The following is a 12,942-nucleotide window of genomic DNA, read 5'->3' on the forward strand; positions in this document are numbered from 1 at the left end:
GAGCACGCCGCGCCAGCATGAGTGCATGGTCGTGCGCTTATGGTCGATTTTTGCGATGCACCATGCGCGATTCGATACCTTTTTGCACAGCTGTGGCACCACCCACGGGGGGCAACTGGCACTGGCGCCCACCGGTGCTCTGTGCTTAAATTCACCCCGTTGGATGAAACAGGGGTGCCGTGCGGATGGGCCGCGCGGCTGAGAGAGTCCCTTCGAACCCGATCCGGTTAGTACCGGCGTGGGAAGTTTCAGCAAGACCAAGCCTCTTGTCCCTACGGGACTCGCCACCTCGGCCACAAGCCAGGCGGCGCTCACAGGGCTCCTGGTTTCGTCCACCCCGCAAGAGAGAGAGGACGACACCCATGGCCCGTACTGCCCCCGCTGCATCCTTCGAATCGCTCGAAAGCGATCTCGACCAGAAATTTGCCTACCCCGCTTCGAGCAAGACCTACCTGACCGGCAGCCGCCCGGATATCCGCGTGCCGCTGCGCACGATCCTGCAGACCTCCACGCGCACGGAAAAGGGCGAAATGCCCAATCCGCCGATTCCGGTCTACGACACCTCGGGCCCCTACAGCGACCCGGACGTGCATATCGACCTGAAGGCCGGCCTGCCTGCGCTGCGCGCCAAGTGGATCGACGAGCGCGGCGACACCGAAGTGCTGCCCGGCCTGTCGTCGGAATACGGCCGCGACCGTGCCAACGACCCGGCCACCGCGCACCTGCGCTTCGCCCAGCTGACCAATCCGCGCCGCGCCAAGGCCGGTGCCAACGTGTCGCAGATGCACTATGCGCGCAAGGGCATCATCACGCCCGAGATGGAATATGTGGCGCTGCGCGAGTCGCTGAACCTGCAGGCGCTGTACGACAAGCCCGAATACAAGGCGCTGCTGCGCCAGCACCCCGGCAACGCGCTGGGCGCCGGCCTGCCGCTGCGTCCGGAAGATATCACGCCGGAATTCGTGCGCCAGGAGATCGCCTCGGGCCGCGCCATCATTCCCGCCAACATCAACCACACCGAGCTGGAGCCGATGGCGATCGGGCGCAATTTCCGCGTCAAGATCAACGGCAACCTGGGCAATTCCGCCGTGACTTCGTCGCTGGCAGAGGAAGTGGAAAAGATGGTGTGGTCGATCCGCTGGGGCGCCGACACCATCATGGACCTGTCGACCGGCAAGCACATCCATGAAACCCGTGAATGGATCCTGCGCAACTCGCCGGTGCCCATCGGCACGGTGCCGATCTACCAGGCGCTGGACAAGACCGGCGGCATCGCCGAGGACCTGACCTGGGAGATGTTCCGCGACACGCTGATCGAGCAGGCGGAGCAGGGCGTGGACTACTTCACCATCCACGCCGGCGTGCTGCTGCGCTACGTGCCGCTGACCGCCGACCGCGTCACCGGCATCGTCTCGCGCGGTGGCTCGATCATGGCCAAGTGGTGCCTGGCGCATCACAAGGAGAACTTCCTGTACACGCACTTCGACGAGATCTGCGAGATCATGAAGGCCTACGACGTGTCGTTCAGCCTCGGCGACGGCCTGCGTCCGGGCTGCATCGCCGACTCCAACGACGAGGCCCAGTTCGGCGAGCTGCGCACGCTGGGCGAGCTCACCGCCAAGGCGTGGAAGCACGACGTGCAGGTGATGATCGAAGGCCCGGGCCACGTGCCGCTGCAGCGCATCCAGGCCAACATGGACGAAGAACTCAAGCATTGCTACGAGGCGCCGTTCTACACCCTGGGACCGCTGGTGACCGACATCGCCCCCGGCTACGACCACATCACGAGCGGCATCGGTGCGGCCAATATCGGCTGGATGGGCACGGCCATGCTGTGCTACGTCACGCCCAAGGAGCACCTGGGCCTGCCGGACAAGGAAGACGTGCGCGAAGGCATCATCACCTACAAGATCGCTGCCCACGCCGCGGACCTTGCCAAGGGCTGGCCGGGCGCGCAGCTGCGCGACAACGCGCTGTCCAAGGCACGCTTCGAGTTCCGCTGGGAAGACCAGTTCAACCTCGGCCTGGACCCGGAACGCGCGCGTTCGTACCACGATGCCACGCTGCCGGCCGAAGGCGCCAAGATCGCCCACTTCTGCTCGATGTGCGGGCCGAAGTTCTGCTCGATGAAGATCACGCAGGAAGTTCGCGACTACGCCGCATCGCTGCCCAAGGAAGCGCAGCAGGGCATGGAAGAAAAGTCGATCGAGTTCCTCAAGAAGGGCAGCAAGATCTACTCGTAAGGCAGTAGCTGAAAATCTGCCGAAGTTGCGGCAGGACGGGCATGGCCTCGCAAGCCATGCCCGCGCAAGATCCGCCGCCGCGCAGCGCCCCGCGCGGCGGCACCGATAACAAGGAGGCCGGACGCGGCCGCATGGCGCGCCCGGCACAACACCCTCATGACAGCAGTGCAGTCGTTTGACGTCGCCATCCTCGGGGCCGGCCTTGCCGGTCGCCTGGCCGCCTGGTTGCTGGTCCGCAGCGGCGCCCGCGTGGCGCTGGTGGAGCGGGCCGGCCCGGACGGCGCGGGCTCGGCCGCCTACGTGGCCGCGGCCATGCTGGCGCCGCTGGCCGAGTCGGCCATCGCCGAGCGCCGCATCGTCGACCTCGGCATCGCCAGCGTCGACCTGTGGCGCGCCTGGCTGGCCGAGTTGCCGGAGCCGGTCTTCTTCCAGGAAGACGGCACGCTGGTGGTCTGGCATGCGCGCGACCGCGCCGAGATGTCGCTGTTCACCAGCCGCATGCGCGCGGTGGCGCCGCCGGAGCTGGTGGCGCAACGGCTGCGCGCGCTCGACGGCAAGGGCGTGGGCGAGGTCGAGCCGGCGCTGGCGGGCCGCTTTCCGCAAGGGCTGCTGCTGGCCGGAGAAGGCCAGCTCGACAACCGCGGCGCGCTGCGCGCGCTGCTGTCGTGCGCGGTCAGCGAAGGCGTGCATTGCGTCTGGGAGGCGGGCGAGGTCGATGCCGGCTCGCTGTCGCAGCTCGGCATCCACGCCGACGTGGTGCTGGACTGCCGCGGCCTGGGCGCACGCAGCGCGTGGCCGGCGCAGCCGGGCGGCAGCCAGCCCGGACTGCGTGGGCTGCGCGGCGAAGTGGTGCGCGTGCATGCGCCCGACGTCAAGCTGCACCGCCCGGTGCGCCTGTTGCATCCGCGCTATCCGATCTATATCGCGCCCAAGCCCAACGACCTGTATGTGATCGGCGCGACCGAGCTGGAAAGCGAGGACGATTCGCCGATGAGCGTGCGTTCCGCGCTGGAGCTGCTGTCGGCGGCGCATTCGCTGCATCCGGCCTTCGGCGAGGCGCGCGTGCTGGAACTGAACGTGCAGCGCCGCCCCACGCGGCCCGACCACCTGCCGGCGATCCGCGTCGACCAGCGCGCGCGCGTGGTGCGCGTGAACGGCCTGTACCGCCACGGCTTCCTGATCGCCCCGGCGGTGACCGAGGCGGCGTGCGCGGTGGTGGGCGCGCTGCTCAAGGGCGATCCCGCCGCGCATGCCGTGCCTGCCGCGCTGCGCTGGCCCGGTATGATCGAGGCGGTGACCGAAGCGCCCGCGCCCACCATAGGCGCGCGCTCCGGCACGCTGCATTAATGCAAGACTGACATGGATATCCTGCTCAACGGCCGACCGCTCGCCCTTGCCGAATCCGCCACGCTGGCGGACGCGGTGAGCGCGGCGCAGATCGCGCCCCCCTTTGCCGCGGCGGTCAACGGCCAGTTCGTGCCGCGCGCCGCGCACGCCAACACCCCTCTTGCGGCCGGCGACCGCATCGACCTCGTGCAACCCGTGACGGGAGGCTGACCCATGACCTTCGAACCTTCCGCAACCCTGCGCGACCCGTTCGTGCTGTACGGCGAGTCGTTCGGCTCGCGCCTGCTGCTGGGCACCGCGCGCTATCCGTCGCCGGCCACGCTGGAAGCGGCCGTGCAGGCGTCGACCCCGGCCATGATCACGGTCGCGCTGCGCCGCCAGGGCGCGGTGGGCGATGGCGAGGGCGGCCAGGCGTTCTGGCAGATGCTCAAGGCGCTGAACGTGCCGGTGCTGCCCAACACCGCCGGCTGCTTCACCGCGCAGGAAGTCATCACCACCGCGATGATGGCGCGCGAGGTGTTCGAGACGCCGTGGATCAAGCTCGAGCTGATCGGCGACGACTACACCCTGCAGCCCGATACGCTCAATCTGCCGGCCGTGGCGGATACGCTGATCAAGGAGGGCTTCAAGGTGCTGCCGTACTGCACCGAGGACCTGGTGCTGTGCCGCCGCCTGCTCGACGTCGGCTGCCAGGCGCTGATGCCGTGGGCCGCGCCGATCGGCACCGGCCGCGGCGCGGTCAACCCGCACGCGATGCGCGTGCTGCGCGAGCGCCTGCCCGATACGCCGCTGATCGTCGATGCCGGCCTGGGCCTGCCGTCGCACGCGGCGCAGGTGCTGGAGTGGGGCTATGACGGCGTGCTGCTCAATACCGCGGTGGCGCAGGCTGCCTATCCGGTCGACATGGCGCGCGCCTTCGCGCAGGCCGTGGCCGCGGGCCGCACCGCCTACCTGGCCGGGCCGATGCCCGAGCGCGAAGTCGCGCAGGCCAGCACCCCGGTGGTCGGCATGCCGTTCTGGCACGCCGACACGGAGCAGCGCGCATGACCCGCCGCCCCGTGCACGCCCCCAGCGACGGCCCGCTGCGCCAGGCGGTGCTGGAACACTATGGCGATACCTTCGGCGTCGACGACAAGCCGTGGCAGGCCTGGCGCCTGCAAGACGCGCCGGCGCAGCCCGGTGCCCACGACGTGCTGCTGTCCGACGGCGAAGCCGATGCCGACACCATCGCGCGCGTTGCCGCCGCCGGCGCCACGCTGGTCGAGACCGACCGCGAAGGCGGCCAGTGGATCGACACCGTGCGCTCGCCGATGGGCACCTGGGTGTTCTCGGTCGCCGCGGATACCGACCAGCCGCATTCGCCGGCCTTCGTCGCGGTGCTGCTGGCCTGCCTGTCGCTGCATTTCCCGGCCCACGATGCGCTGTGCCTGGCGCGCGCCTGGGCGCCGGGCTCGGCCGACTGGCCATCCGATTTCGCGCGCTTCCCGCACGTGCGCCACGCCGCGCTGGTGGCGCCCGAGCAGACCGTGGCGCCGTTCGCTTCGTGCCCCGCGCTGGGCCTGTACGTGGTGGTGCCGGATGCCGAATGGATCGAGCGCCTGGCGCCGCTGAACGTACCCACGCTGCAGCTGCGCTTCAAGTCCGGCGACGCCGCCGCGGTGCGCGCCGAGATCGCGCGCGCGGCCAGGGCCATGCAGGGCTCGTCGTCGCGCCTGTTCATCAACGACCACTGGCAAGCGGCGCTCGACTACCACGCCGCCAACGGCGCGCACAGCGGCATCTACGGCATCCACCTCGGCCAGGAAGATCTCGACGACGCCGACCTCGACGCGATTCGTGCGTCCGGCTTGCGGCTGGGCGTGTCCACGCACGGTTACGCCGAGATGCTGCGCGTGGCCGCGATCCGCCCCAGCTACCTGGCGCTGGGCGCGATCTTCCCGACCACCACCAAGGTGATGCCGACCCAGCCGCAAGGCATGGGCCGCTTCCGTGCGTATGCGAAGCTGATGCAGCCGGTGATCCCGTCGCTGGTCGGCATCGGCGGCGTCAACGCGTCGAATATGCGCGAGGTGCTGGCCGTCGGCGTCGGCAGCGCCGCCGTGGTGCGCGCGGTCACCGAGGCCGACGACGTGCCGGCCGCGGTGGCCCGCCTCGTCAGCCTGTTCCCGGCCGGCTGAGCGCGCCGTGGCGCGAGCCGCCGCGGCCCCGCGCATCCGCCTCGCGGTGGCCGGCGACCTGCCGCGGCTGCCCGGGATCGAGCTGGCCGCGGCGGCACTGTTCCCCGATGCCGACCTGCCGGCGCTGCTGCGCCTGGTCACCACGCCCGATTCGGCGCTGATCGCCGCGCAGCGCGATTCGCGACTGTGGGTGGCCGAGCGCCACGGCGAACTGGCTGGCTTCGCGCTGGCCAGCCGCAACGGCGAATGCGCCTATCTCGATGAAATGGACGTTCATCCCGACCATGGCCGCCGCGGCATCGGGCGGGCGTTGGTTGAGGCGGTGCAGGGATGGGCGCGTGCGGGCGGGTTGCGCTCGCTCAACCTGACCACGTTCGCGCATTTGCCCTGGAATGCGCCGTTCTATGCCTCGCTCGGCTTCCGGCTATTGCGCGAGGACGAGCTATGTCCCCTGCTGGCCGATGCGCTGGCGGCGCAGCGAGCGGCGGGGTTGCGGCAGCGCGTGGCGATGCGACAGGTATTCTGACGGCGTGATTCATCGGAGCTATACTTGTATAGCAATCACTTTGGGGGCTGCCATGCTCGCCATCCGACTACCTGAAGACATCGAAGAGCGCCTGGAGGCCCTTGCCAAGCGCACCGGCCGCACCAAGACGTTTTATGCGCGTGAAGCCATCATGCAGCACCTGGACGACCTTGAAGACCTGTACCTGGCAGACAAGGTTGCCGCGCGCGTTCGCGCCGGCGAGGAATCCACGGTAACGCTGGATGAACTGGAGGCCCGGCTTGGCCTGGCGGATTGAAATCACGCAAACGGCAGAGAAACAACTCGCCAAACTGGACCGGCCGGTCGCCAGGCGGATTGTCACGTTCTTGCGCGAGCGCGTCGCGGCATCCGTCGACTCCCGCTCGCTTGGCGAAGCCCTGAAGGGCAGCGAGCTGGGCGAATACTGGAAATACCGGGTGGGCGACTGGCGCTTGATTTGCCAGATCGAAGACGCCCGTATCACGGTTGTGGTGCTACGCCTGGGGAATCGCAGAGACGTGTATCGCTAGCGTCAGGATTTGTGCGACATTCGCGCAACCGCCAAAACCGGGCGGCAGCCCGCCGCTATGATGTCGGGCAGCATTCCCCGCCAATCACCCCGCGTCCGACCATGTCCGCCCAGCCCCCTGAAATCATCCCCGCCGCTCCCGGCACGCCTGAAAAGCCCTATTTCGGCATTGACGTGCCGCTGATGCGGTATTTCGGCCTGCAGCCGGAGCTGATCGAAGAGGGCTACTGCCGCACGCGCCTGCCGGCGCACCCGCAGCTGGTGAACAGCCGCGGCGACGTGCACGGCGGCACGCTGATGGCGACGCTGGATTTCACCCTGAGCGGCGCCGCGCGCTCGCATGCGCCGACGGAAACCGGCGTGATCACCATCGACATGTCGACCCATTTCCTGGCCGCCGCGCGCGGCGAGCTGACGCTGGAAGCGCGCTGCCTGCGCCGCGGCGCGCGCATTGCGTTCTGCGAAGGGGAAGTGAAGGATGCCGACGGCAACGTCGTGTGCGTGGCGCGCGCCGCGTTCAAGCTGGTGCCGTTGTCCAGCGGCGGCAACTGAGCGCTGCCTGAGCCGCCGCTCAGCCCAGTGGGCGCGGCGCAAAGGCGTGATTCAGCGGGCCGTTGCCGCCGCCCAGCCGCAAGCCTGCGCCGGCCGCGATGGCCTGCGCCACATAGTCCAGCGCGGCGCCGACGGCCGCTTCCAGCGCATCGCCGCGCGCCAGCTGCGAGGCGATCGCCGCCGCCAGCGTGCAGCCGGTGCCGTGCAGGTTGCGGGTCTCGACGCGCGGGTGCGTGAACACGCGCACCGTGCCGTCCTTCAGCATCAGCATGTCGTCCAGCCCGCCGGCGAGGCCCGCCGCGCCATCGTCTTCCAGGTGGCCGCCCTTGAGCAGCACGGCCGGGCAGCCCATTGCGATCAGGTCGGCGGCGGCCTGTTCCATGTCGGCGCGGCGCGCGATCCTGCGGCCCAGCAGGTATGAGGCCTCGGGCAGGTTGGGCGTGACCAGCAGCGCGCGCGGGAACAGCAGCCGCACCATGGCCTGCGTGGTGGCGTCATCCGACAGCGTTGCGCCCGAGGTCGAGATCATCACCGGGTCCACCACCAGCTTGCCGATGCCATGCCGGTCCGCCGCCGCGGCCACGGCCTCGACGATGGCGGCGGTGCCCAGCATGCCGGTCTTGGCCGCGTCCACACCGATATCGACGGCCACCGCGTCGATCTGCGCGGCCACCATGTCGGCCGGGATCGCATGCACGCCGGTCACGCCCAGCGTGTTCTGCGCGGTGATCGCGGTGATCGCGCTCATGCCGAAGCACCCCAGCGCGGAAAAGGTCTTCAGGTCGGCCTGGATGCCGGCGCCGCCGCCGGAGTCGGAGCCGGCGATGGTCAGGGTACGGGGTGGCGTTGGGATCATCTGTGCGGAAATCAAGGAGGGCCGGTGCGCAAGGCCTCCGGGCACGCTACAATACCGCCACTCGTGCGACACGCACTCTCGTGTCCGGGTAGCTCCAACGTAAGGAGCATCGACCTATGTTGGGACAAGGTGGCGGCCTCGGCTGACACCGGCCAATCCCAACCATTTCTTGCTTAGACACGCCGAGCCGCAAGGTGAGGTAAGTCAATCGGTGCAATGCCTGCCGGATTTTCGGTAGGGATTGTAGCTTGCTTTTGCTGGTCAACAGCCAGCCATCGCCCAAGGCGGGGACGCTCGCCTTTGGGCGAATTCGCCTTGACACTTTCCCAGCGGGAAGGTGTCTGCGCTCGTCTCTGTTGCATAACTGCCACACGATTTAAACCGACCCATCGGGTCGGCATCGCGTCTTGGACCGACTGCAGCCATTGCGCTCGCACGTCGGTAAGCGCTCGCCCGTACGGGAGCACATAAGTAAGGACTGAGGCCCGGAGCGTAAGCTCTACGCGTTATGGTTCGGTCGAGCACGTCCGCGAGGGCGCCTTGATAGAGAACCCGCTATGCGACTAGCGGTAGCCTAGGGGGACATGCGTCACTGGTAACGGTGGGGTGTGAAGCTTCCCTGACAATGTAGCCCCCGTAAGGGTGCCAATGGATCGTGAGGTCCGTAGGCAGCAAACCGAAGCAGCATCGGTTGAGGAGCTAGGCTGGCTGGCATGGGCAACACATGTGAACTGCTGATAAACGTCGTGAGTATTACGGTGCCAAAGCTGATGATAGGCACTCACCAAAAGGTACGTGGCTGGATACTCCGCTGAGTGGTCGGAGTACGTCGTCGTTAAGCCACCGGCGAAGAGGCGGGCCCTAACCCAGTCGTGTAACGCGTGGGGAACGTGGTAAGCCCGTATGGCTGCCCGAGTGCAGTTTGACTCAGGCAGGCGAACCGCAAGGAACGCTGTCGGCTGTGCGGGTATGGGAGGTTGGAAAAAGCGAATGCCGGGTTGTAATGATCCGGATAGGGATTGAAACATCATCCCACGCGAAAGCGGGCAGACTTCCAACTGGTCTACTCGTCGCAAGACGACTGACTGAACTCGCTTGTTTAAACTTTTCTTCCCTTGTGGGACAACTTGTCCCGCAAGGGGCATGTTGTCTCTCGATGTTGGGGAGGATCCTCAAGATAGGAGGGCAGCATGGAAGCATTGATCCGCGAGGATGAATCTGCGCCTTCCGGCGTACCGCAGAAGTGGGGCGACATCGATTGGCGCCGCATAGAGCGGAACGTTCGAGTAATGCAGATTCGAATTGCGAAGGCAACACAGGAAGAGGATTGGCGTCGGGTGAAAGCCCTGCAAAGATCCTTGACCCGCTCGTTCTCCGCCAAGGCATCGGCGGTACGGCGAGTGACGATGAACCAAGGTGCGCGGACGGCGGGAGTCGATCGCGTAACGTGGGAAACGCCTGAAGTCCGGTGGGAAGCCATCGGGCAGTTGAAGCGCCGGGGGTACAGGCCACTGCCATTAAGGAGGGTCTACATTCCCAAAGCCAACGGTAAGAAGCGCCCCCTGGGCATTCCGACCATGTTGGACCGAGCCATGCAAGCGTTGTATCTGCTGGCGCTGGAACCGGTGTCCGAAGGAACGAGCGATCCGAACTCGTATGGGTTTCGGATCAATCGTTCTACTGCGGATGCCATGAGCCAGCTATTCGCCTCCCTATCCCAGAAGGTTTCGGCCCAATGGGTGCTGGAGGCGGATATCAAGGGGTGCTTTGACCATATCAGTCACGACTGGTTGGAGCGCAATGTCCCAATGGACAAAGCCATCCTTAGGAAATGGCTGAAAGCTGGCGTGGTATTTCAAGGCCAGTTTCAGGCGACCGACGCCGGAACACCTCAGGGGGGCATCATTTCCCCGACTCTGGCAAATGTGGCGCTGAACGGGTTGGAACAGCAACTGACCACCGCCCTCAAGGCGAAGTTAGGGGCCCACAACCTGCGAAGGCATAAGGTAAATGTTGTGCGTTATGCGGACGACTTCGTGATCACCGGTAACACACCGGAGGTCTTAGAATGCGAAGTGAAGCCGTGGGTGGAGCAGTTCCTCGCTGTCAGGGGGCTGACACTATCAACGGAGAAAACGCGGATCGTCAATATCGCCGAAGGCTTTGACTTCCTTGGGTGGAATTTCCGGAAGTACTCGGGGAAACTGCTCATCAAGCCGAGCAAGAAAAACGCGCAAGCGTTCTACCGCAAGGTCAAAGGAGTCATCAGTGCCAAGAAGGGAAGAAAGCAAGAAGATCTGATCCGACTGCTGAATCCGATGCTAAGGGGCTGGGCGCAATATCACAGTCCAGTGGTAGCGAAGGCAATGTTCACCAGAATGGAGCGCATGGTTTTTCAGGCTCTGTGGAGGTGGGCAAAGCGGCGACATCGAGGTAAGAACGCTGACTGGGTACGCAAGCGGTATTTCGTAACCATCGGCAATCGGAACTGGGTGTTTGGTACCACAACCGTGGATAAGAAGGGCAATCCCTTCTGGTTGGAGCTATACCCGCTCGCGGGTACGCCGATCAGGAGGCACGCGAAGGTCAAGGGGGAATTCAATCCTTTTGATCCGGTCTGGGAAATGTATGGCGAGAAATTGCGACAGGAGCGCATGCTGCAAAGCATGTCACACCGTAAGCAGTGGATCAGGCTGTATATGTCCCAGCGGGGTTTATGTGCGTTGTGTCAGTGCAAAATGACCAAAGAGACGGGGTGGGATGATCACCACATCGTGCCGCGCGTTCTTGGCGGTTCCGAGGCTCTAGGAAATCGAGTGCTGGTGCATCCGGGTTGCCATGTTCAAGTTCACCACCACGGCAGAACCGTTGTGAAGCCGGTGTTCGATTTATTCGATCACTTTGTTGAGGCTTGAGCCGTATGCGGGGAAACCCGCACGTACGGTTCTTAGGGGGGAGTGTCACCAGCGATGGTACACTCCTACCCTCCCGAGGAGCGTTGCAACGGATGGAGGCCCGCGAAGCACATCGCGCGGCCGGCGGCACAGCCGCCCCAGCTATCCGCCAGGCTCGGACTGTCTTCAACGGCGCTCGCTGATCCGTGGTCCGCACGGAAGCGAGTCGACCTATCCGCGTGCTTCGCATGTGCCCGAGCGCCATGCCCGGCCGCCAGATCCCCGTACTCGTCAACTGCGTGCCACTCTTCACCGGGAGTGAAACATGAACGCCGTGACCGATCTGAAGCAAGACTACCTCGTCGCCGACATCAACCTGGCCGGCTGGGGCCGCAAGGAAATCGCCATTGCCGAGACCGAGATGCCCGGCCTGATGGCGATCCGCGATGAGTTCGCCGCCGCGCAGCCGCTCAAGGGCGCGCGCATCGCCGGCTCGCTGCACATGACGATCCAGACCGCCGTGCTGATCGAGACGCTCAAGGCGCTGGGCGCTGACGTGCGCTGGGCCTCGTGCAACATCTTCTCGACGCAGGACCACGCCGCCGCCGCCATCGCCGCGGGCGGCACGCCGGTGTTCGCCTTCAAGGGCGAATCGCTGAAGGAATACTGGGACTTCACCCACCGCATCTTCGACTGGGCCGACGGTGGCACCCCGAACATGATCCTCGACGACGGCGGCGACGCCACGCTGCTGCTGCACCTGGGCGCGCGCGCCGAGAAGGATGCTGCGGTGATCGCCAACCCGGGCAGCGAGGAAGAAACCTACCTGTTCGCCGCGATCAAGGAAAAGCTGGCACGGGACCCGAGCTGGTACAGCCGCAACCTGGCAGCCATCCGCGGCGTGACCGAGGAAACCACCACCGGCGTGCACCGCCTGTACCAGATGGCGCAAAAGGGCGAGCTGCGCTTCCCGGCGATCAACGTCAACGACTCGGTCACCAAGAGCAAGTTCGACAACCTGTACGGCTGCCGCGAGTCGCTGGTGGATGGCATCAAGCGCGCCACCGACGTGATGATCGCCGGCAAGATCGCCGTGGTCGCCGGCTATGGCGACGTGGGCAAGGGCAGCGCGCAGGCGCTGCGCGCGCTGTCGGCGCAGGTGTGGGTCACCGAGATCGACCCGATCTGCGCGCTGCAGGCCGCGATGGAAGGCTACCGCGTGGTCACCATGGACTACGCCGCCGAGCATGGCGACATCTTCGTCACCTGCACCGGCAACTACCACGTCATCACCCATGAGCACATGGCCAGGATGAAGGACCAGGCCATCGTCTGCAATATCGGCCACTTCGACAACGAGATCGACATCGCGTCGATCGAGAAGTACGAGTGGGACGAGATCAAGCCGCAGGTCGACCATGTCAAGTTCCCCGACGGCAAGAAGCTGATCATCCTGGCCAAGGGCCGCCTGGTGAACCTGGGCTGCGCCACCGGCCACCCGTCGTACGTGATGAGCAGCTCGTTCGCCAACCAGACCATCGCCCAGATCGAACTCTGGCAGGAACGCGACAGCGGCAAGTACCCGGTCGGCGTCTACACGCTGCCCAAGCACCTGGACGAGAAGGTAGCGCGCCTGCAGCTGCGCAAGCTGAACGCGCAGCTGACCGAGCTGACCGAGCAGCAGGCCGCTTACATCGGCGTGAAGAAGGAAGGCCCGTACAAGGCGGATCACTACCGTTATTGATTCGCGCAGGAAGGCAGGACTCCCCTTTCCCGCTTGCGGGAGAGGGGAGGAACATCGCCATTGAGCCAACCAAG

General features: G+C 65.9%; 12 protein-coding genes and 2 riboswitches. Of the genes, 11 read left to right on the forward strand and 1 reads right to left on the reverse strand.

Annotated features, from left to right (window positions below):
- Positions 1 to 160 precede the first annotated feature (160 nt).
- A riboswitch (TPP riboswitch) is annotated at positions 161 to 262 on the forward strand.
- A 100-nt stretch (positions 263 to 362) separates the two neighbouring features.
- The 9 genes from thiC to CBM2588_RS02325 all read left to right on the forward strand — a co-directional run bounded on the left by thiC (position 363) and on the right by CBM2588_RS02325 (position 7,374).
- Positions 363 to 2,243 carry a phosphomethylpyrimidine synthase ThiC gene (gene thiC, locus CBM2588_RS02285; protein WP_115679182.1) on the forward strand — a complete coding sequence of 627 codons (1,881 nt, stop codon included), beginning with the start codon at positions 363 to 365 and terminating at the stop codon, positions 2,241 to 2,243.
- Positions 2,244 to 2,399: 156 nt separating this feature from the next.
- Complete coding sequence (locus CBM2588_RS02290) at positions 2,400 to 3,590, forward strand: FAD-dependent oxidoreductase (RefSeq protein WP_115679183.1); 1,191 nt, start codon at positions 2,400 to 2,402, stop codon at positions 3,588 to 3,590.
- Positions 3,591 to 3,602: 12 nt separating this feature from the next.
- Positions 3,603 to 3,800, forward strand: a complete 198-nt coding sequence (gene thiS / locus CBM2588_RS02295; RefSeq protein WP_012351522.1) for a sulfur carrier protein ThiS — start codon at positions 3,603 to 3,605, stop codon at positions 3,798 to 3,800.
- A gap of 3 nt (positions 3,801 to 3,803) precedes the next feature.
- The gene (locus CBM2588_RS02300; protein ID WP_115679184.1) at positions 3,804 to 4,637 is read left to right on the forward strand and encodes a thiazole synthase; all 834 of its coding nucleotides are present in this window, start codon (positions 3,804 to 3,806) and stop codon (positions 4,635 to 4,637) included.
- On the forward strand, positions 4,634 to 5,767 hold the full coding sequence (locus CBM2588_RS02305) for a thiamine phosphate synthase (RefSeq protein WP_115679185.1): 1,134 nt from the start codon (positions 4,634 to 4,636) through the stop codon (positions 5,765 to 5,767). Before CBM2588_RS02300 ends, CBM2588_RS02305 begins: the two co-directional genes overlap by 4 nt.
- Before the next feature lie 7 nt (positions 5,768 to 5,774).
- A complete protein-coding gene (locus CBM2588_RS02310) occupies positions 5,775 to 6,293 on the forward strand; it encodes a GNAT family N-acetyltransferase (protein ID WP_115679186.1) in 519 nt (172 codons plus the stop codon).
- A 52-nt stretch (positions 6,294 to 6,345) separates the two neighbouring features.
- Positions 6,346 to 6,570, forward strand: a complete 225-nt coding sequence (relB, locus tag CBM2588_RS02315; RefSeq protein ID WP_115679187.1) for a type II toxin-antitoxin system RelB family antitoxin — start codon at positions 6,346 to 6,348, stop codon at positions 6,568 to 6,570.
- Positions 6,554 to 6,823 (forward strand): type II toxin-antitoxin system RelE family toxin, encoded by a 270-nt coding sequence (locus CBM2588_RS02320; protein ID WP_115679188.1) that lies wholly within the window; start codon positions 6,554 to 6,556, stop codon positions 6,821 to 6,823. The genes relB and CBM2588_RS02320 overlap by 17 nt, the downstream gene beginning before the upstream one ends.
- 101 nt (positions 6,824 to 6,924) lie before the next feature.
- On the forward strand, positions 6,925 to 7,374 hold the full coding sequence (locus CBM2588_RS02325) for a PaaI family thioesterase (protein WP_115679189.1): 450 nt from the start codon (positions 6,925 to 6,927) through the stop codon (positions 7,372 to 7,374).
- A gap of 19 nt (positions 7,375 to 7,393) precedes the next feature.
- Here the strand turns inward: CBM2588_RS02325 and thiD are convergent, their stop codons facing one another.
- On the reverse strand, positions 7,394 to 8,230 hold the full coding sequence (thiD, locus tag CBM2588_RS02330) for a bifunctional hydroxymethylpyrimidine kinase/phosphomethylpyrimidine kinase (protein WP_172583547.1): 837 nt from the start codon (positions 8,228 to 8,230) through the stop codon (positions 7,394 to 7,396).
- Between the two features lie 1,190 nt (positions 8,231 to 9,420).
- Between thiD and ltrA the strand changes: the two genes are divergently transcribed.
- Both ltrA and ahcY read left to right on the forward strand, forming a co-directional pair.
- Complete coding sequence (ltrA, locus tag CBM2588_RS02335) at positions 9,421 to 11,145, forward strand: group II intron reverse transcriptase/maturase (RefSeq protein WP_115679191.1); 1,725 nt, start codon at positions 9,421 to 9,423, stop codon at positions 11,143 to 11,145.
- A gap of 69 nt (positions 11,146 to 11,214) precedes the next feature.
- Positions 11,215 to 11,329, forward strand: a riboswitch (S-adenosyl-L-homocysteine riboswitch).
- 120 nt (positions 11,330 to 11,449) lie between these two features.
- Positions 11,450 to 12,868: an adenosylhomocysteinase gene (gene ahcY / locus CBM2588_RS02340; protein ID WP_115679192.1), complete on the forward strand. Its 1,419-nt coding sequence runs from the start codon at positions 11,450 to 11,452 to the stop codon at positions 12,866 to 12,868.
- Positions 12,869 to 12,942: the final 74 nt, after the last annotated feature.

The organism is Cupriavidus taiwanensis, from assembly GCF_900250075.1.
In the GTDB taxonomy this organism is placed as follows: Bacteria; Pseudomonadota; Gammaproteobacteria; order Burkholderiales; family Burkholderiaceae; genus Cupriavidus; species Cupriavidus taiwanensis_C.

Excerpts from the sequence above, each read along its gene's own strand:
- relB (WP_115679187.1), top strand. The coding sequence starts at position 6,346 with ATGCTCGCCATCCGACTACCTGAAGACATCGAAGAGCGCCTGGAGGCC.
- thiS (WP_012351522.1), top strand. The coding sequence starts at position 3,603 with ATGGATATCCTGCTCAACGGCCGACCGCTCGCCCTTGCCGAATCCGCC.
- CBM2588_RS02300 (WP_115679184.1), top strand. The coding sequence starts at position 3,804 with ATGACCTTCGAACCTTCCGCAACCCTGCGCGACCCGTTCGTGCTGTAC.
- thiC (WP_115679182.1), top strand. The coding sequence starts at position 363 with ATGGCCCGTACTGCCCCCGCTGCATCCTTCGAATCGCTCGAAAGCGAT.
- CBM2588_RS02305 (WP_115679185.1), top strand. The coding sequence starts at position 4,634 with ATGACCCGCCGCCCCGTGCACGCCCCCAGCGACGGCCCGCTGCGCCAG.
- CBM2588_RS02290 (WP_115679183.1), top strand. The coding sequence starts at position 2,400 with ATGACAGCAGTGCAGTCGTTTGACGTCGCCATCCTCGGGGCCGGCCTT.
- CBM2588_RS02325 (WP_115679189.1), top strand. The coding sequence starts at position 6,925 with ATGTCCGCCCAGCCCCCTGAAATCATCCCCGCCGCTCCCGGCACGCCT.
- ahcY (WP_115679192.1), top strand. The coding sequence starts at position 11,450 with ATGAACGCCGTGACCGATCTGAAGCAAGACTACCTCGTCGCCGACATC.
- ltrA (WP_115679191.1), top strand. The coding sequence starts at position 9,421 with ATGGAAGCATTGATCCGCGAGGATGAATCTGCGCCTTCCGGCGTACCG.
- thiD (WP_172583547.1), bottom strand. The coding sequence starts at position 8,230 with ATGATCCCAACGCCACCCCGTACCCTGACCATCGCCGGCTCCGACTCC.